The following is a 19275-nucleotide window of genomic DNA, read 5'->3' on the forward strand; positions in this document are numbered from 1 at the left end:
TCTTTGTACCCAGGAATCCCCTTCAGTGCCTCTTGCTTCGTTGCGAGTTGAATTCCCGCTACTTGGTTGCTAAGCGACTGCTGCAGTGTCTCATCCCCAGTAATCGCCACCGCATTCAGACGGGGCATACGCTGGTCAAGAGATGTCATCAACGACTTTAAGCCTTCCATGTCAATGAAGACTACAGGCATGTGGCTGATCGATTGATGCTCTGCAAAGCCTACCACTTTAAGTGAGGCGGTCGTATCCTTGATATGAAGTGAGTCGCCCAATTTGACTCCCTTCATCTTAAGTGATGCATCCACGACGACCTCATGCTCTCCACTGCCTGACAACGATTTCCCTTCGGTGACCTTCGGCATGAGAATGCTGTTATGCTCAATGGCAAAGAGAGTCACGTCTGCTTTTTTCTCCGATTGTTCAGGAGACACTGTTACAAGGCTTTGAATAAGCGGGGCTGCATCCTTCACTCCCGCCTGTGCCTTGATTTCATCAAGCTTCTTCCAATCCAGGGTTGAGCGGTTTAGCTTATTGTCACTATCTGATTGAAATACTAGATAGTCTGCATTCATTTCTTTAATTGCCGATGTTGTTGCAGCCGACAATCCGTTGGCAAGTCCAGATACGATAAAGGTTAAGCAGGCGACGAGCACCATAATGAACCCGATCAACATAAATCTCGATTTGGCATGCTTCAATTCTCGTATCGCCAAAAACATTATTCAATCACTCCTATCTACTTTACACAAAATACAATTTCTAAAAAGGGACGACCACGTCAGCAACGATATTCTGCTTATACTTTGTCACTTTTCCAACTGGACGTTCCTTTAAACACTTTCTATAGTAGATAGACTTCATGAACCGAATATGAACGACTCATTACAGATTAACTTCAAAGGGGAATCTGCTTTGCAACTTCTATTGTTACAGGCGGTTGGGCGGCAAAAAAAGGAGCGAGAAACTATCCGGCTTGCGGATAAATCCTCACTCCTATGACTTTATAATTACAGTGTTACATTTACATCGATACGAGCTGCACTCTCAGGCAGCTTCACGCGAAGCTCTTGGCGTGCTATATCATAGCTCCAGCCAGATGCTTTCTTTTCCAATTGCTCCGCAGAAACAGGCTCGCCGAGATCGCCAACGCTCTTCGGAGCAGTGGCAAGGCCGATCAGGCGGAAGCAGATGCTCTCACGTTCAGACTCATAGCCGCGTGTTGTATATTCCGCTGTCAGTTGAATCGAATGTTCAGACTCTGTAACTTGGATCAGCATTTTGTTCCATTTGCCGTTCTCGTATTCGAACGTCAGGCCGTCATCTTCATACCATTCCAATTGAGAAGTATGGCCTGCGCCTTGCAAGTAAGCGACCGCTGCCACATACTCTTTTGCAGCCTTCTCTCCTGCATGCTGACGTACCGGCCCTTGCAACAGAATTGCGCCTGAGCGAACGAATATCGGAAGCTTCTCAAGCGGTGCGTGCACATGAATATGCTGCTTGCCCGCAAAACGCTCCCCGCTCCAGTAGTCCACCCACTCGCCCTCTGGCAAATAAACGGAACGATACTGCGTATTTGGGCGGTAAATCGGTGCAATAATAACCGAATCACCCACCATGAACTGATCGCACAAGTTGTATACTTCAGGATCTGTCGGGTATTCCAGTACAAGTGGGCGCATGAACGGAAGACCTGTTGTAGATGCTTCATAGAACCAGTGATACAGGTAAGGCATCCATTCATAACGCATCGAAATGTACTGTTGGCAGATCTTCTCGATTTCTTCGCCGAACGACCATGGCTCCTGACGAAGCATGTCGATCGCACTGTGGTTCCGGACATATGGGAAGAACACACCCATTTGCGTCCAGCGTGCAAGCAGTTCACCGCTAGCATGGTGAGCAAATCCACCGATATCCGGGCCTGCAAATGGTACACCGGATACGCCAAGGTTTAACACCATCGGCATTGCCATTGACATGTGCTCCCAGAAGCTGCGATTATCGCCTGTCCATACGGCTGCATAGCGCTGCACGCCGCTGTAGCCTGCACGCGTCAATACGAATGGTCGCTTGCCTTCAAGCAACGCCTTCAAGCCTTCGTAGCTTGCTTGAGACATGAACATGCCGTACAGATTGTGAATTTCCCCATGTGTTTTGCGGTCGCCTTCATTTTTATGAATGACGTTCACGTCCATCGTCTTCGTTTCGTTGAAGATCGCTGGCTCGTTCATATCGTTCCAGATGCCATCGATACCTAGATCGGTATAGAAGCGTTGGTTCTCCTTCCACCAGTCACGCACGCGCGATTCAGTGAAGTCAGGGAATGCGCTCTCCCCTGGCCATACTGGTCCTGTATAGATTTCACCTTCCGCAGTTTTACAATAGTAGTCGTTGTCGACACCTTCCATATATACCGCGTACAATGGATCCTTCTTCACACCTGGATCGACGATCGGCACGATGTGGAAACCAAGCTCCTTGAGCTCATCCATCATCTCCTTCGGATTCGGGAAACGATTCTCATCGAATGTGAAGACACGATATCCATTCATATAGTGAATGTCGAGATGAATAACGTCACATGGGATTTCCTTCTCACGGAACGTATGAGCCAGGTTCAATACTTCCTGCTCATCCATGTAGCTGTAACGGGATTGGTGATATCCAAGTGCCCATTTCGGCGGCAGCGGCATACAGCCAGTCAAGTCGCCGTAACGGACAATGACATCCTTCATCGATGGCCCTTCGATCCAGTACAAATCGAATTCGCCTGTCCACGTTTGCATCATCGCCATATCAGCAAATGTACGCATATCGAATACGGTCTTGCCCGGGTTATCCAAGAACAAGCCGTAGCTGCTGCCTTGATTCAGTACGGTCAAGAAAGGAATAGATTGATACAAAGCTTCCATTTCCGGTACATGCGGTGCATATACGTCAGAGTTCCACATCGTATAGCGCTCGCCTCGCTTGTCGAGGAAGCCTGTTTTCTCGCCAAGTCCGTAAATATGGTCGTCCTTATCCAAGGCAACAAACGCAGTGTAATCGCCAACGGATTCACGGTTGCGCTGCAGGCTGACCAATTCCACATTCGGCTGGTTCTCGTTGCAAATACGAAACGCGCCGGATTGGCGATTCACTTCGAGAATCGTATGACCGATTGTAATAGAAACAAGTTCATCCGTAGTAGACCACTTCATTGCTTGTGGAATACGGCTGTCCTTGTTCACAATTGCCGGGGACGTCTTCCAGTCCGGCTGATGTCCTCTATATGTCTTGATGCGGATTACTCCGGCACCAACTGAAGTGATTGCGAGATTGAAGTATTTACCGACTAGCCATAACGAACCATCTTGCTCAGCAATGCGAGAGATCGCTCCTAGCTGTACACCTGTCTGTATATGTGTCTGTTCACTTGCGTTGTCCGGATGTATAGCTGCACTAGTATCTTGCATGATAATCCCTCCGCTGTTCTACCCTAGAATTGTGTATCGTCCGCTTTTGATCACGAGATCATTCAGGATGCAACCGAACATCGAATCTTGCAATCACTGTTGGGTTCATGCAACCTTCTCCGTGATGAAAAAGCGGACTTTCTGCCTAATCTCATACTTTCATTTGCCTGCACAAACCGTCAGGCTCATCAACCCTTGCTTGCACCTGCTGTCAAACCTTCTACGAGGAAGCGCTGTAGGAACAAGTACAGAAGCGCAATCGGAACTGCGATCAATACCGCACCAGCCGCAAACATCGTAAAGTTGGTTGATGCATTGTTGACCATGTCCCAAAGTCCAATCGCAAGCGTATATTTCTCTTTAGAGCGAAGGACGAGACGGGCAAAGATAAAGTCGCCCCATGCACCGGCAAATGTCATTAGTCCCACGTACGTAATCATCGGCTTCGACAACGGCAGCATGATTTTGCGGAATACGATCCAGTGTGTCGCACCATCGATGCGTGCGGATTCTTCCAAGCTCTTCGGAATCGTATCGAAAAATCCTTTGACCACGAATGCCCCCAGCGGTGCACCCGCAGAATATACGAGAATTAACGCGAAATGCGTATCAAGCAAGTTCAATTGCATCAGCAAAATGTAAATCGCAATCATACTCATGAAGCCTGGGAACATCCCTAGTACGAGCATCCCGGACATAAGGTTTTTGCGGCCATAGAACCGGAACCGCGATAATGCGTATGCCGTCATGACGACAAGAATGACACCAAAGATCATATTACAGGTAGCAATCTTCAACGTGTTCAAATACCACTGTCCGTATTGATATTCCTGTGATGTAAACAAGCTTACATAATGTTCGAAAGTCGGATTTTTTGGAATGAGTGATTCACTGAAAATCGATGTACCCGGACGAATAGATGACATGACAATCCAAATTGTCGGATACAGTACGCATACTGCAATTGCAATAAGCAGCAAATAGCTGAAGGACAGACGAATAAGCGATTTTTTCTTAGCTCCTGTACTCATTGGATCATGTCCTCCTCTTTAAATGATTTCGTCCGGCGATAACTCCAGATCGACAGAGATGCAACAATGATAAAGATGATAATACCAATGGCTGCCGCGATATTATATTTATTGTTATCGAGTGTCAGCTTATACAACCAAGTAACAAGCAAGTCGGTGCTTCCTGCGTATTGGTATTCACCGTTCGGCGGGTTACCGTTCGTCAGCAAGAAGATAACGTTAAAGTTGTTGATGTTACCTGCGAACTGACCAATCAAAATTGGTGCTGTTGAATAAAGAATCATCGGCATCGTAATAGCCTTGAACTTATGCCATGCAGTTGCGCCATCAATAGAAGTTTCCGATTTCCCACATGTACGTATATTTTTATTTTTCAAGTCATTCATTTTCTTCGAAAGCTCAATAACTTCTTCCATTGACTTAGGTGGTTCTGGAACGAGATCCTTGTTATAGAACATGATGAGTGTTTCTACGGAACGCGGATAGCCGTACAGCATTCCGTCGTAGCTTGTTGCGTTGACAGCCAATTCAGAGTTTTGTGCACGCGTTTGCTCTTCAAAGTAATCGTTCGGCAAAATCAGACCGGCTGTTACTGCCTTACCCAAGTTGTCGTGCGGGAATACGACTACGTCTGCACCGATGCCAGCTGGTCCGTCGTTCATCAGCTTGTTCACTTGGTCAGGCGCTGCTACTTCTTCGTATTTCACGTCAACATTGTACTTTTCTTTGAATTGCTTCGCGATTTCTTCCATAAACGCACGTGATTCTTTACTTTCCCATACGAGAAGGGATGCGCCTTCTTCCGGCTTCAGCTCTTCGTCGCCTGCGCCTTGATTCGTTATATCCTCATTCGTCGTTTGGTTGTTCGCAGAGGAGGAATCTTTGCCGCCTGTGGAACATGCTGTGATTGTAAAGACCATCATGACTGACAACAACATTGCTACCCATTTCTTCATGTTAGAAATAGCCCCTTTCAATTCTGGTTCAGGATCTGCATGGACAATGCGCAAAGGCGAAGGCCTGATGCTATATTTCAAAGCTTTTGCGCTGTTTTATGCAAACCTTTGCACAATGGAGTAAAAAAATGATTCCTTGCTAAATGTAATGTTGTAAACGGTTACCTACAAATCGAATTATACACACTGCGCCTAGGTATGTAAAGCGTTTGCATAAAACTTTTTTTTGCATTATACTTTGGGACATCAACGGAATATTTTCCATTATTAAGCGAGGTTTCGAATATGGCGGTAACCATTATAGATGTGGCTGAAAAAGCTGGCGTGTCTCCTTCTACGGTATCGCGGGTTATTTCCAATGACTCCCGAATCAGTCAGAAGACAAGCCGTAAAGTTCGCAAAATCATGGATGAGTTAGGCTATCATCCAAACGTGATGGCGAAAAGTTTAGTTACGAAAACTACGAATAATATTGGCATTATCCTCCCCCGGCCTGCGGATGAATTATTCCAGAACCAATTCTTCTCTGAAATCATTCGTGGAATAGTGAGCAAAGCAGCGGCGTGCCATTACGATGTGTTAATGACTTCAGCAACCAATGAAGAGGAGGAAATCAAAGCGGTAGAACGGCTCGTCCATGGCCGCAAGGTAGATGGGATCATCCTGTTGACCGCACATAAGGAGGATCCGAGCATCACCTTTTTGCGTGAAAAGAAGTTCCCATTTGTGCTCGTTGGTCGCAGTGAGCATTATGTCGATGTTACTTCTGTCGATAACGATAACATTGCAGCGTCGCAAGCTATTACCAAGCATTTAATTGAACTCGGGCATAAACGCATTGCCTTTGTCAGCGGACCATTCGAACTTACGGTGTCCAAAGACCGCATGGACGGCTACAGCAAAGCACTGCTTGAAGCTGGCATTCCCTTCAATTGCGATTATGTATATGAAGGCGCATTCACTCCAGAATCAGCTGGCCAGGTTACGGAAAAGCTCCTGCAGCTAGATCAGCGTCCGACTGCAATTATTGCCATCGACGATGTGGTTGCATTCGGTATTATCCGAACACTCTGGAATAATGGATTTAATGTCCCTGAGGACTGCAGTGTGGTTGGCTTCAATAATACGCTATTGGCTGAAATGTGCTTGCCTCAAATATCTAGTGTAGATATCGGTACGCATCAGATGGGACAATCTACGGTTCAAGCGCTTGTACAGCGCATTAAGGGCGACGGCTTCGATCAGGCTCGGATTATTATTCCGCATCAAATTATTTGGAGAGACTCTGTGCAAGCACCCACATCTGAGTAGTTTGTGGAGCAATTGTGAGGGGTTCAGTGATGAGTGAATTGGATCGGCTCTATGATTTGACATACATCAATAAGACTTGCACCAAGGAGAATGATCTCATGGCCATATCTAGCAAGTGGATTAATGGTTTACGAACAGCATTACTCGTATCTGCAATTTCACTCGTAGTTGCCGGCTGTCAGTCTCCCTCAGTTGCTCCTTCTACGGCTAAGACAGTTCAGGAAAATAAATCGACCGAAGCAGTTTCGGGAACGGTCACAAGCAAGTTGAAGCTAGCAGATGCATTAACACCGATGGGGGCAAGCAGTGGAGTCTACTATGAAATTTTTGTCCGCTCTTTCTATGACACGAACGGAGATGGCATCGGCGACCTAAATGGAGTTACGGCGAAGCTGGATTATCTGCAGGAGCTTGGAGTTAAGCACCTCTGGTTAATGCCTATCAATCCCTCCCCTTCTTATCACGGCTATGATGTAACGGACTACTACGGAATCAATCCAGATTACGGAACGATGGACGACTTTAAGCGTCTGCTTGAAGAGGCCCATAAGCGAGACATCAAGATTGTGATGGATTTCGTAGTCAATCATACGAGCAGCGAGCATCCGTGGTTCAAGGAATCGGTGAAAGGCAAAGACAATCCAAAGCGTGATTGGTATATGTGGGCCGAAGATTTGAAGCTTGATCCAGCAACAAGAGGCGCTTGGGGTCAGCAGGCTTGGCATGAGAAAGACGGAAAGCATTATCTCGGTGTCTTCTGGGATGGCATGCCCGATTTGCATATGGACAATGCTGAGGTACGAGCTGAGATCAAGAAAGCTGCGCAGTTCTGGCTGAAGCACGGTATAGACGGCTTCCGCTTGGACGCAGCCAAGCATGTATATGAGGACTTTTACAATACGAGTCAGAATCCAGAAGTCGTACAGAACAATCAAAAATGGTGGCAGGAATTCCGCCAAGCTGTTCAAGAGGTAAATCCTGAAGCATATCTCGTTGGCGAGGTATGGGATTCACCAGCGGTTATTGGGCCGTTCCTGAAGGACGGACTGCACTCCGCATTCAACTTCGATATGGCAAAGCGGATGATTTCGATGGTGCAGGATGAGAAGGATTCCGATATCGGTTCGATGATGAGCCGTATATACAACTTTTATAGCAAGCAATCAGATGGCAAGTTCATCGATGCTCCATTCCTAACGAATCATGATCAGAATCGGGTCATGAGCGAGCTTCAGGGCAATGTGAATCATGCGAAGATGGCTGCTTCTGTGCTGCTGACGCTGCCAGGCAATCCGTTTATTTACTATGGCGAAGAAATTGGTATGCTTGGCTTGAAACCTGACGAACGACTGCGTGAGCCAATGAAATGGACGGCAGTTGAAAATGGCGCTGGAATGACAAGTTGGGAGCCAGCTTCTTCAAATAAGACGGTGGCTCCTGTAGAGCAGCAGATGAAGGATACGAGCTCACTGTGGAGCCACTATAAAAAGCTGATTGTGTATCGCAATTCAGACAAGGTGCTGCAGCAGGGCGGCATTCAATCGTATAAGACGAACGTCTCTGAAGTAGCCGGCTATTACCGTGCTACGAAGGAAGATGCACGGCTTGTGCTGCATAATTTGTCTGGCAAAGAGCAACAGATACAGTTGTCCGAGGACGTGGCTGCTGAACTAAAGACATTGGCATTTTCTAGTGTGGATGGTGCTGCCCTGAAGGATGGGGCTTGTACACTTCCGCCGTACAGTACGATCGTGCTAGCGCCATAGACTTGTGGAAGTTTACTGGTATTTGGTGAAATTGAGGCAGTTGACTACGAATGTCTTTCTGTTTCAGCTAGGTTAGTCTGAAAAACTATTCATTTATTTTATTCATATTGTTACTTGTTAAAAATGCTCTAATCTCTATGACCAAGTTAAGGGAGGACTTCAGATGTTACTCGAAGCTATTTATCACCGTCCGAAGCAAAACTGGGCTTATGCGTATGACCGTAAGACAATCCATGTGCGTATCCGTACGAAAAAGAATGATGTTGAGCGTGCTGCCGTTTATTTTGTGGACAAGTTCGATTGCGAAGGCGGTATTGGTAGAGCGGATATCGTTCCGATGACATGCTTGTATCAGGATGAGCTGTTCGATTATTGGCAAGCAGAGGTTGTTCCTCCATTCCACGCCATTAAGCTGGAATCCGGTACAGAGCACGTATGGATGACAGAGCGCGGATTCCAAGAGGAGGATCCAGTTCCTGCGCATCGATGGTTCGAGTATCCATTTTTGAATCCGGCAGATATCTTCACTCCCCCAGCATGGGTGAAGGATGCGGTATTCTATCAAATCTTCCCTGAGCGTTTTGCAAACGGAGATACGAGCAATGATCCCGAAGGTGTGCTGCCATGGGGCGGAGAACCAAAGCCGGATAATTACTTCGGCGGGGACTTGCAAGGGGTTATTGATCACTTAGATCATTTGGAGAAGCTGGGAATTACTGCGATTTACTTTACGCCGATCTTTGAGGCGACTACGAATCACAAGTATGATACGAAAAATTACATGCAGGTCGATCCTCATTTTGGCTCAAACGAAAAGCTGAAAGAGTTGGTTAAAGCCTGCCATGGTCGCGGCATTCGCGTGCTGCTTGATGCCGTGTTCAATCATAGCGGTTATGCGTTCGAACCTTATCGGGATGTGCTGGAAAAAGGGGAACAGTCCGGTTACAAAGACTGGTTCCATGTTCGCCAGTTCCCGTTAGAGGTCGTTGACGGCATACCAACATTCGATACGTTTGCCTTTACGCCAATGATGCCGAAGCTGAACACGGAAAATCCGGAAGTGAAGAAGTATTTGCTAGAAGTTGCACGCTACTGGATCGAAGAAGTGGGCATCGATGGCTGGAGATTGGACGTAGCTAATGAAGTAGATCACCAGTTCTGGCGTGAATTCCGCCAAACGGTGAAAGCTGTGAATCCAGACGCCTATATTTTAGGCGAGATGTTCCATGAAGGCATGATGTGGCTGCAGGGCGACCAATTTGACGCCGTCATGAACTATCCGTTCACATATGCGATGCATGATTTCTTTGCTGAAGAAAAGGTAGACGGCTTGCAGTTCTCACAAGCGATTCAGCATCAGTTGGCAAGCTATCCGCAGCAAGCAAACGAAGTGATGTTCAACCTGCTCGACAGCCATGATACGACTCGCCTGCTTACGCTGTGCGGCGGCGACAAGCGCAAAATGAAGCTTGCTGCCTTGTTCCAGCTTACGTTCCTCGGTACACCGTGCATCTATTACGGTGATGAAGTAGGTTTGGACGGCGGTCATGATCCAGGCTGTCGCAAATGCATGGAATGGGATGTATCGAAGCAGGATCAAGATCTGCTGAGCTTCTATCAGGGCGCAATTGCGCTTCGCCATGCCAATGCTGCGCTTCGTACGGGAAGCTTCCGCTTTATCCATGCAGTAGACAGTGATCGTGTAATCGCGTATGAACGTACTGATGAAAGCGGACGTTGGCTCTTCGTGTTGAATGCATCTGAAGAGAAGCGTACGGTGCATGTAGCAGCATTCGATGGTTGCGAAGGATATTGGATGGACGTTGCGCTGATCAGTGATGAAGCTAGCCGTGATGGGGTTCAAGGTTCTAGCACAGGGTTGCAGGTTGAGGTTGAAGGCATGAGCTGGAGGATTTTGAAGCTGGAGAATTAATTTATGATTTGAAGTCGCAATTTGCTAGTTTAACCCGCAAGAAATCTAGTTGCTTGGAATAAATTATGATATATTCATAACAACACAATAATGGCTTATGGGCGGTTGGCTAGTCTCCTTCAAAGGAGGTGATGCCAGTGAGCGTATTTGAAGCATTGAGTCTAATGTTCCTTTTCGGGATGTTCATTCTTGCTTTGCTCACCTACTTAAAGAAAAGTAGACCGCCCTCTCGCAAAGGTATGCGGTCTACTCCAGTAGATTGCTCACTTCGTTAAAGCCAACCACTCATTGAGCGGTTATTGTGGGAAGAAGGTCGCAGTTACCGCTGCGATCTTCTTTTTATTATACGCAAATTGTAGCATACATATTCTTACTGTTCAATAATGCGATGGTGAATCCGGTTCTTGATGAAGCAATGTCCGAATGTAAGACGTATAGTGGCGCATTACTGATGTAGTTTCTGTTATGCTGCTCATCAGTTTCTAATCCAGTTGCTTCTCCAATTATCTCGATTACTCTTCGGAACTTCTTGCACCAAGCGCCTCGTTCAGCAACCGGATCAGCTCATTTTCATCCGTAATGACAGGGATTCCAAGCTGCTCGGCTTTGGCAAGTTTACTGCCTGCCTTCTCTCCTGCGATAACCAGATCGGTTTTCTTCGACACGCTGCCCGTTACTTTCGCGCCGCATGCTTCCAGCTTGGCAGTTGCCTCATCGCGCGTTAGCAATTGCAAGGAGCCAGTTAATACGACCGTTTTGCCATAGAATATCGAGTCTGTATTTACCTCAGCCGGCTGCTCTACGGTTTGCGGCTTCACACCCAGTTCCAACATGCGGTCGATGCTCGCGCGGTTAATTGGGTCAGCAAAATACGTTACGATACTGTCCGCCACAATCGCACCAACATCCTGAATTGCCACAAGCTCCTCTTCAGAAGCCTGCATGATGTTTTCCAACGTGCCGAAATGCTCGGCCAATGCCTTCGTCGTCGTTTTGCCCGTATTCGGAATTCCGAGCGCGAACAAAAAGGCCGGCAAATCACGTGTTTTGCTCTTCTCGAGCGCTGCCAACAGGTTGCTCGCCTTTTTCTCACCGAAGCGATTCAAGCCCATCAACTGCTCAAGCGTGAGCGCATAAAGGTCGGATGGCTCATGTACATTTAGCTCATCATGCAGCTGTTCGGCAGTCATGACGCTGAATGTTTCGATGTCCATTGCATCTCGCGAAGCAAAGTGCGCCAAACGGGCCACGATTTGCGGTTTACAGTTCAGCTTGTTGTTGCAAAACAGGTGCGCGCCCCGCATCTCAAGTGTGTAGCCACAGGACGGGCATTCCGTCGGATAAACGATTTCTTCGCCGCCTTCCTCATCAGGAACACGACCGAGAATTTCAGGAATAACATCGTTCGATCGACGAATAAATACGCGTGCACCAAGCGCATGCTTCAAGTTTTTCCGTTCGATATCACCGATATTGTTCAGCGTACAGTTTTGTACCGTTACACCAGCCAGCTCAACGGCTTCAACCCTGGCTACTGGCGTAATCTTGCCGGTACGTCCAACCTCCCAGCTTACCGATTCGAGCACGGTTGTCGTTTCTTCCGCCTCAAACTTGAAAGCCACCGCCCAACGCGGGAATTTATCCGTGTATCCAAGCACCTCTCGCGTCCGCATATCAGTCAGCTTGACGACAGCTCCATCGATCAAGTAATCAAGAGATTGGCGCTGTTCCTGAATCTGATGGAGCTCCTCCCGCACCTGCTCAATGGTATCAAAGTACGTGACATATGGATTCACCTTGAAATGATTATCCTTCAAAAACTGCATCATTTCCTGATGGTTGTTGAAAGCAACTCCATCGGCATAGCCCACGTTATAGAAAAAAGCACTCAGCTTCCGCTGTGCTGTTACCTGCGGATTCAAGTTGCGAAGCGCTCCAGCCGCTGCGTTGCGAGCATTTTTGAGCGGCTCTGCTGCCGTTTCATTATAAGCCTCAAGCACAGACAGGTTCATAATGCCTTCGCCTTGAACTTCGATCGTCCCTTCCTGGAAAGGAATAGACAAAGGCACAGAGCGGATCGTCTTCACCTGTGGCAAAATCCCCTCACCAATGACACCATTTCCACGTGTGGAGGCCTGAACCAGCAGTCCATCCGTATAAGTCAAATTAAGCGTCAAGCCATCAAACTTCAGCTCCACGACATAAGATGGATCCGGCAGCGGCTCCTCGTCAGGATGCTTGGCGTTATAATCCTGGATCAGCTTCATCACGCGTTGATTCCAAGCGAACAAATCCTCTTCATCCTGCGCTTTGTCCAAGCTCCATAGACGGGAGAGATGACGATGCGGCTCAAATCCCTTGAGTAGTCCGCCCCCTACCCGCTGGGTTGGAGAATCGGGCAATACAATGCCCGTCTCCTTCTCAAGCGCTACCAGCTCATCATAAAGCTTATCGTATTCTTTATCCGAAACGACAGGATTATCCAGTGTATAGTAATAGTGATTATATCGTTGTAATTCCGCCACGAGTTGTTCCATGCGGGTTTGCGCATTCGCATTTGTCACAGAGGTGGCTCCTTCCTCATATCAAATCATTCTATTTGGGTAATATACATTATACTTTGTTAACCGGAGCAAAAGCAGCCAACAGTCGCTTTACACCCACCGGCGCTGGGAAGGCAATTTGCAATTCTGTATCTGTTCCCTCTCCCTTTACCGATACGATCACACCTACGCCCCATTTCGCATGGGACACTTTGTCCCCTGGCTGATAGTCTCCAGCTTGGGCACCCGCTTGCTTCACCTTTTCTGCTGCTGATGTTACAGTCACACTTGAGCCGCTGCTTGCGGTTGTTTTTCCTGCTCCCGCTCCGCCGGCTGCACGCCATCCAGTCTGAGCGGTACTGCCTATGCCTTTCGTGCCAGGCGCTTGTGTGCCACCGCCACCAGAATAACCGAGTCCTCGCCCTCCATATGATGCAGAAGTAGCATTACGGCCATAACGATCGAAGCGGCCATAACGTGTGCCCTCCGGCGTAGCATCTTCTTTCACTTCATCTGGAATTTCCTCAAGAAAGCGAGAAGGAGGGTTGGCATTTGTTCGTCCAAACAAGGTACGTGTGCGTGCACAGGTAAGGAATAATTGCTTCTCTGCACGAGTTATACCTACGTACGCCAATCGACGTTCTTCCTCCAACTCCTCATTGTCGCTGAAAGCACGGCTGTGCGGGAACACGCCCTCTTCCATACCTATGATGAAGACGACTGGGAATTCCAATCCCTTCGCACTGTGCATCGTCATCAGGATAACGGCATCTTCCTGCTCGTTGCCTTCCTCGTCGTTCATGGAATCGATATCTGCGATCAGTGCAAGATCGGTCAGGAACGAAATCAAGGACTTGTCCTCATTGCGCTGCTCGAATTCCTGCGTAACCGACAAGAACTCGTCGATATTCTCAAGGCGCGCCTTCGATTCCAGCGTATTCTCGCGCTGCAGCTCCAGCTTGTACTCGGATAGTTCGAGCATTTTCTCCGTTAATTCCGTAACGGATAAATACTCCACCATGTGATTTAAATTATCGATAATCGCACGGAACTCGCGCAGTGCGCCCTTGGTTTTCGGCGAAATATCCAAATCGTCCATGTCGGCGATTACTTTCATCATCGATGTGCCGCGAGTTGCCGCTGCTTCAGCCAGCTTATTCATCGTTGTGGCCCCAATGCCCCGCTTCGGCACATTCACAACACGCTCTAAGCTGATATCATCGTCCATGTTCGAAATGAGACGCAAATACGCAAGCAAGTCCTTAATCTCTTTGCGATCATAGAACTTAACGCCGCCTACGATCTGGTACGGAATATCCGACTTAATCAGAATTTCCTCGATGACACGGGATTGCGCATTCGTCCGATACAATATCGCATGGTCGGCGTAATGCTTGTTCGCCATATGGTTCTTTTTAATCTCAGAAGTTACGAAGTAACCCTCATCATGCTCTGTATCCGCCTGATAGAGCTTAATCTTCTCTCCCTCACCAGCTTCTGTCCACAGCTTCTTCGGCTTGCGGCCAGCGTTCAGCTTAATGACGCCATTCGCGGCATTCAGGATATTGGAGGTTGAGCGATAGTTCTGCTCCAGCATAATCGTCGTAGCCTTCGGGTAGTCACTCTCGAAGTTCAAAATGTTTGTAATGTCGGCGCCGCGCCAGCGATAAATCGACTGGTCACTGTCCCCGACGACGCAAATGTTCTGATGCTGATCAGCCAGCATCCGGCACAGCATATATTGCGCACGGTTCGTATCTTGATACTCATCGACGTGAATGTATTTGAATTTTTTCTGATAGAAATCCAATACTTCCGGCACGTCCTTGAACAATTGAATCGTCGACATGATCAGATCGTCGAAATCGAGCGAGTTGTTGCTCTTCAAACGCTTCTGGTACATCGCATATACCTTGGCTACAATTCCATCAAAATGGTCGCCAATCTTCTGCTCGAAGCGACTTGGCGTCAGCAATTCGTTCTTCGCTGTACTAATTGCAGCTTGTACCGCACGTGGATCGAATTTTTTCGTATCCAGATTCAATTCCTTCATGCATCCGCGAATAACGGACAGCTGATCCCCCGAGTCAAGAATCGTAAAGTTCGAGGTGAAGCCGATGCGATCAATATCCTTGCGCAGGATACGCACACACATCGAGTGGAACGTGGATACCCAAATGTCTCTTCCATCCGGGCCAACCAGCTTGGATACACGCTCCTGCATTTCTCGTGCCGCTTTGTTCGTAAACGTAATGGCCAGAATACTCCATGGCGGCGCCTTCCTCGTAGCGATTAGGTACGCGATGCGGTGCGTTAGTACGCGTGTTTTGCCAGAGCCCGCTCCTGCCATAATGAGCAATGGCCCCTCAGTGGTTTCTACAGCTCGCCGCTGTTCAGGATTCAAGCGCTTGATAGCGTCTTGAATGTCGATGGACGCCCCAAAGTTTCCATACGTGTTCGAATACGAATTCGAGTTTGAGTTGGTGCTACCATTAGGATCCGGTCGTAAAAAATCAAACATAATGTGTGCAGTCTCCTTTCTGCAGTTATCTGAAATAAGTCGTATATGGTCTATTTTTAGATGTCAGCAAACTTTAACTTAATGGTCAACAAACTATAACTTTAAATTTGTTTCTTTTACCGCTTGAACAGTTGCGAGGGCTGCTTCCAAGTCGTCATAAACGACATTGCCCACAACTACTGTGTTAGCTGCGGCAGCAGCCGCTTGAGCTTGTTCTATCGTACGAATGCCGCCGCCATAGAACAGTTGCGCATGGCTTAGTGAGCTTTTTACCTTCTTCACAAGCTCCATATCGCCAAACATGCCGCTGTACTCTGCATAGATGACGGGAAGACGCATCAGCCTGTCCCCTGCTTGTGCGTATGCTGCTGCTGCTGCAGGAGACAACTGCGTATCTGCTTCCGTTATCTTTGCCGCTGTTGCATCAGGATTCAAAATGATATACCCTTCTGGGATTAACAGATCCCACGGGATCATATAACCATATTGCTGTATAGCTTCCCGATGTTGACCAACGAGCCAATTCGCATTTTTCGTGTTCAATACCATCGGAATCATATAGGCATCAAAACCGGGCACAACCGCATCCAATTCGGACACTTCGAGGACGGCAGGCAGCTCGTACCGCCGAATGCGGGACATAAGGTCTACCGTGTTCTCGAAAGTGACCCCGCTTGATCCCCCGACCATTATCGCATCTGTTCCTGATAAACATACACGATCCAGCGCCTCATCGCCAATTTCTTTGTCCGGGTCAAGCTTGAATACGTGCCGCCAGTCATCTATTGGTTGTAAAGGCGTCTTCACGTTGCGTTTCCTCCAGGTCTGCCGCTCATGCATGTGAGTGGTACGTTGAGCGACCTTAATTTTAAAGTTCTATATTGTAGTGTACCAGAAATATGCCTAGGGGTGGAGGGAAATGGGTGCCATATATGAGGCTGAGAGATAAGAGCGAATAGAATGTATGTTCTTATTGTAATGAATGGAGGAGGAAATGTCACGGGTGAAATGATGTGTACTCTGGATATAAACACTGAGGTTCATTTCATCAATAAATATATAGCCCCCAAAAGGGTACACCAGAGGATGGCTCCTGTTATAAAAGAAATAATCCAACCTCTACCTACTTCAAATTGCTCGTCGTCTTTTTCATGAAACTGAGGCATAAAAACAACTCCCCAAATGTGAAATATATTCACAGTGTGGGGAGTTTGTGTCTAAGTTTAAACTCAAAAATTTTTATAAATACGTTTTGTAATCTGGATACTTATTTTATTCTATTTCTCTAGTAATTGCGACCTCACTGTTACCGCTATGTAAATCTATTTTCTTATTACTAAGATTAATGACCTCGCGTACAAGATAGAGCGGTCTCCTCTTGGTTTCATTATAGATACGACCAATATATTCCCCAATAACGCCAAGAGTTATTAACTGAACTCCACCAAAAAATAATATCGCTACCATTAGTGAGGGGTAGCCTGGAACTGGATTACCTCCAACTAAAGTAGATACGATCATAAAGCCTGCATAAATTAATGCCAGAATTGATATAGCGAAGCCTAAATACATTGCAATCTGTAACGGTGCAAAACTAAATGATGTTATACCTTCAATTGCAAAATTCCATAACTTCCAGTAGTTAAAGCTAGTCTTTCCGGCAAATCTGGGTTCTCGTTGATAAATGATACTTGTTTGTCTAAATCCAACCCAGCTAAATAACCCCTTCATAAAACGATGTTGTTCCGGTAACTGATTAAGTGCATCTACAACTTGCCGGGACATCAAACGGAAATCCCCTGTGTCTGCGGGAATATTTATTCGTGTTATTTTTTGAATAAATCGATAGAAAAGGTGGGCAGTAGCCTTTTTAACAAAAGTCTCACCTTCCCTTCTAGCACGGGTTGCGTATACAACATCATAACCTTCTTGCCATTTCTCAATAAGTTGGGGGATCAATTCCGGAGGATCCTGAAGATCAGCATCAATTGGTATAACAGCATCCCCTGTTGAGTATCTAAGTCCCGCCGTCATAGCGATTTCTTTCCCAAAATTTCTAGACAGGTCAATAACTTTTATGCGTTTATCTTTTTCTGCAATTTCTGAAATACGAGAAAGAGTTTGATCCTTACTTCCATCATTTACACATACTATTTCATATTGATAATTATTTGATTCAAGTACATTGGTAATCTTGGAATAAAAATACTCAATATTTTCTTCCTCATTGTACATTGGGACTACAATTGAAAGTTTAAATTCCATGGCTCTCCCTAGATTCATGTTTTAATATGCATTTTTATTTATAAACCCATTCCAGATCGTCTTCCATATAATTTTAATATCAAATAATAAAGACCAATTTTCAATATAGAATATGTCGTAACGAATCCGTTCTTCTATAGATGTATCACCACGTAGACCGTTACTTTGTGCCCAGCCTGTAATTCCAGGACGCACATGATGTTTAACCATGTACTTCGGAATCTCTTCCTTAAACTGTTCTACGAAAAACGGCCGTTCCGGTCTAGGACCAACAATACTCATATGACCGAAAAGCACATTGAAAAATTGCGGTAGTTCATCCAAACTCGTCTTTCGAAGGAAGCTACCAAATTTCGTACGACGTGGGTCATTTTCGGTTGTCCATACCGTATCTGATGTTTTTTCTGAACTTAGCTTCATGGAGCGGAACTTATACATCATAAAGTTTCGCCGGTTGAGCCCTACCCGCTCCTGTTTAAAAATGACTGACCCAGGAGATGTCAGTTTTATGCCGATTACAATAAACAGCATAACGGGAAATGTTAATATTATTGCAATGAGTGAAAACGCAATATCGAAAGCCCTCTTGAAAACCCGATTACGCAGCACATCGAGTGGAATATCACGCACGTTAATCATTGGCATTCCAGCAAAGTTATCAAAATAAGGCCGTGATGGCAAGTAGTCGAAAAAGTCCGGAATGATGAGTGTACGGACACCTGCTTTTTCACAACTATCTATAATATTAGGAAACTTATGATGTGCATCAAGTGGTAGTGCCAGAATGACCTCATCAATAAGACGATCACCTAATATTTGTTCCAAATCACTCAATGCACCTAAAATCGGTTTAAAACTTTTCGATTCCAATGTTTTCCACTCAGCGTTATCATCAAGAAATCCAATGACTTCATAACCTAGTTCTGGATAATTTCGAAGGTTTTCATAGAAACGTTTGCCAAGTGTACCGGCACCAAGGATAAGAATGAATTGTTTATTATAACCCTTTTGCCGTATCGAACGTAGCATAACTTTAACCGAGTATCGATAAAATATCGTACATAGAGTTGACGCCGACACAAATATCGCTAAAAACTCCCGAGAAATATGGATCTGTTTAAAGAAAAACAACAATCCCAGCAATATGAACATGCTTATAATATGTGTCTGAATGATACGTATCAACTGGTCGGCGAATCTCTTTTTTCGATGAAAATGATACAAAGAGGACATGGCTCCTATGACAAGAACTACTCCTGCATAGACTGCCCCCCAACCGACATATGTAGAGAATGGCAACGGGGTATCATTATCAAGCCAGTTGCTCATAAATTTCAATATCCACGCGATGCCAAACGCCAACATCATCGTAATCACGTCAAAAATCATATAAATCTTCGACAAAAACCTTTGATTTTTGCGAATCATTGTGTAAACCTCTTTTTCCAAGGATGTAGTGGCACATCCATTATACTAGAAATGAACGTTTAA

General features: G+C 46.3%; 12 protein-coding genes and 2 pseudogenes (1 of these 14 running past the window's edge). 4 read left to right on the top strand and 10 right to left on the bottom strand.

Annotated elements, in window-relative coordinates; translation table 11 throughout:
• The 5 genes and pseudogenes from PAV_RS06920 to PAV_RS37190 form a co-directional block, all read right to left on the bottom strand.
• On the bottom strand, nt 1-719 hold the 5' portion of the coding sequence (locus PAV_RS06920) for an ABC transporter permease (protein WP_005544605.1). Its footprint begins 382 nt before the window's first position; 719 of the gene's 1101 nt are visible here — the first part of the coding sequence; the start codon lies at nt 717-719; its stop codon lies off the left edge, out of view.
• A 288-nt stretch (nt 720-1007) separates the two neighbouring features.
• Nucleotides 1008-3458 carry a glycoside hydrolase family 31 protein gene (locus tag PAV_RS06925; RefSeq protein ID WP_005544606.1) on the bottom strand — a complete coding sequence of 817 codons (2451 nt, stop codon included), beginning with the start codon at nt 3456-3458 and terminating at the stop codon, nt 1008-1010.
• A gap of 188 nt (nt 3459-3646) precedes the next feature.
• Nucleotides 3647-4489, bottom strand: coding sequence for a sugar ABC transporter permease (locus tag PAV_RS06930; RefSeq protein WP_005544607.1), 843 nt, complete (start codon nt 4487-4489; stop codon nt 3647-3649).
• Nucleotides 4486-4821, bottom strand: a pseudogene (locus PAV_RS35985) (ABC transporter permease subunit); the annotation flags it as partial. The gene PAV_RS06930 and the pseudogene PAV_RS35985, both read right to left, overlap by 4 nt.
• 75 nt (nt 4822-4896) lie before the next feature.
• A pseudogene (locus PAV_RS37190) lies at nt 4897-5445 on the bottom strand (sugar ABC transporter substrate-binding protein); the annotation flags it as partial.
• A gap of 285 nt (nt 5446-5730) precedes the next feature.
• Here PAV_RS37190 and PAV_RS06945 point away from each other — a divergent pair.
• From PAV_RS06945 to PAV_RS35995, 4 genes are all read left to right on the top strand, one after another.
• Nucleotides 5731-6756 carry a LacI family DNA-binding transcriptional regulator gene (locus tag PAV_RS06945; protein WP_005544610.1) on the top strand — a complete coding sequence of 342 codons (1026 nt, stop codon included), beginning with the start codon at nt 5731-5733 and terminating at the stop codon, nt 6754-6756.
• 29 nt (nt 6757-6785) lie between these two features.
• Nucleotides 6786-8522, top strand: a complete 1737-nt coding sequence (locus PAV_RS06950) for an alpha-amylase family glycosyl hydrolase (protein WP_005544612.1) — start codon at nt 6786-6788, stop codon at nt 8520-8522.
• Nucleotides 8523-8685: 163 nt separating this feature from the next.
• Complete coding sequence (locus PAV_RS06955; RefSeq protein ID WP_005544614.1) at nt 8686-10455, top strand: alpha-glycosidase; 1770 nt, start codon at nt 8686-8688, stop codon at nt 10453-10455.
• Between the two features lie 164 nt (nt 10456-10619).
• A complete protein-coding gene (locus tag PAV_RS35995) occupies nt 10620-10730 on the top strand; it encodes a putative holin-like toxin (protein WP_238555793.1) in 111 nt (36 codons plus the stop codon).
• 237 nt (nt 10731-10967) lie between these two features.
• Here PAV_RS35995 and ligA read toward each other — a convergent pair whose 3' ends face one another.
• The 5 genes from ligA to PAV_RS06980 all read right to left on the bottom strand — a co-directional run bounded on the left by ligA (nt 10968) and on the right by PAV_RS06980 (nt 19212).
• The gene (gene ligA, locus PAV_RS06960) at nt 10968-12992 is read right to left on the bottom strand and encodes an NAD-dependent DNA ligase LigA (protein ID WP_040735669.1); all 2025 of its coding nucleotides are present in this window, start codon (nt 12990-12992) and stop codon (nt 10968-10970) included.
• Between the two features lie 76 nt (nt 12993-13068).
• On the bottom strand, nt 13069-15519 hold the full coding sequence (gene pcrA / locus PAV_RS06965) for a DNA helicase PcrA (protein WP_005544617.1): 2451 nt from the start codon (nt 15517-15519) through the stop codon (nt 13069-13071).
• Between the two features lie 93 nt (nt 15520-15612).
• Complete coding sequence (gene pcrB / locus PAV_RS06970; RefSeq protein ID WP_005544618.1) at nt 15613-16326, bottom strand: heptaprenylglyceryl phosphate synthase; 714 nt, start codon at nt 16324-16326, stop codon at nt 15613-15615.
• A 465-nt stretch (nt 16327-16791) separates the two neighbouring features.
• Nucleotides 16792-17784, bottom strand: a complete 993-nt coding sequence (locus tag PAV_RS06975; RefSeq protein WP_005544619.1) for a glycosyltransferase family 2 protein — start codon at nt 17782-17784, stop codon at nt 16792-16794.
• A gap of 21 nt (nt 17785-17805) precedes the next feature.
• Nucleotides 17806-19212 (bottom strand): undecaprenyl-phosphate glucose phosphotransferase, encoded by a 1407-nt coding sequence (locus PAV_RS06980; RefSeq protein ID WP_005544620.1) that lies wholly within the window; start codon nt 19210-19212, stop codon nt 17806-17808.
• Between the last annotated feature and the right edge of the window lie 63 nt (nt 19213-19275).

It is taken from the genome of Paenibacillus alvei DSM 29 (assembly GCF_000293805.1).
Classification (GTDB): domain Bacteria; phylum Bacillota; class Bacilli; order Paenibacillales; family Paenibacillaceae; genus Paenibacillus_B; species Paenibacillus_B alvei.

Coding starts and splice junctions, on each gene's coding strand:
- PAV_RS06975 (WP_005544619.1), bottom strand. CDS start 17,784: ATGGAATTTAAACTTTCAATTGTAGTCCCAATGTACAATGAGGAAGAA.
- pcrA (WP_005544617.1), bottom strand. CDS start 15,519: ATGTTTGATTTTTTACGACCGGATCCTAATGGTAGCACCAACTCAAAC.
- PAV_RS35995 (WP_238555793.1), top strand. CDS start 10,620: ATGTTCCTTTTCGGGATGTTCATTCTTGCTTTGCTCACCTACTTAAAG.
- PAV_RS06925 (WP_005544606.1), bottom strand. CDS start 3,458: ATGCAAGATACTAGTGCAGCTATACATCCGGACAACGCAAGTGAACAG.
- ligA (WP_040735669.1), bottom strand. CDS start 12,992: ATGGAACAACTCGTGGCGGAATTACAACGATATAATCACTATTACTAT.
- PAV_RS06980 (WP_005544620.1), bottom strand. CDS start 19,212: ATGATTCGCAAAAATCAAAGGTTTTTGTCGAAGATTTATATGATTTTT.
- PAV_RS06945 (WP_005544610.1), top strand. CDS start 5,731: ATGGCGGTAACCATTATAGATGTGGCTGAAAAAGCTGGCGTGTCTCCT.
- PAV_RS06950 (WP_005544612.1), top strand. CDS start 6,786: ATGAGTGAATTGGATCGGCTCTATGATTTGACATACATCAATAAGACT.
- PAV_RS06955 (WP_005544614.1), top strand. CDS start 8,686: ATGTTACTCGAAGCTATTTATCACCGTCCGAAGCAAAACTGGGCTTAT.
- PAV_RS06930 (WP_005544607.1), bottom strand. CDS start 4,489: ATGAGTACAGGAGCTAAGAAAAAATCGCTTATTCGTCTGTCCTTCAGC.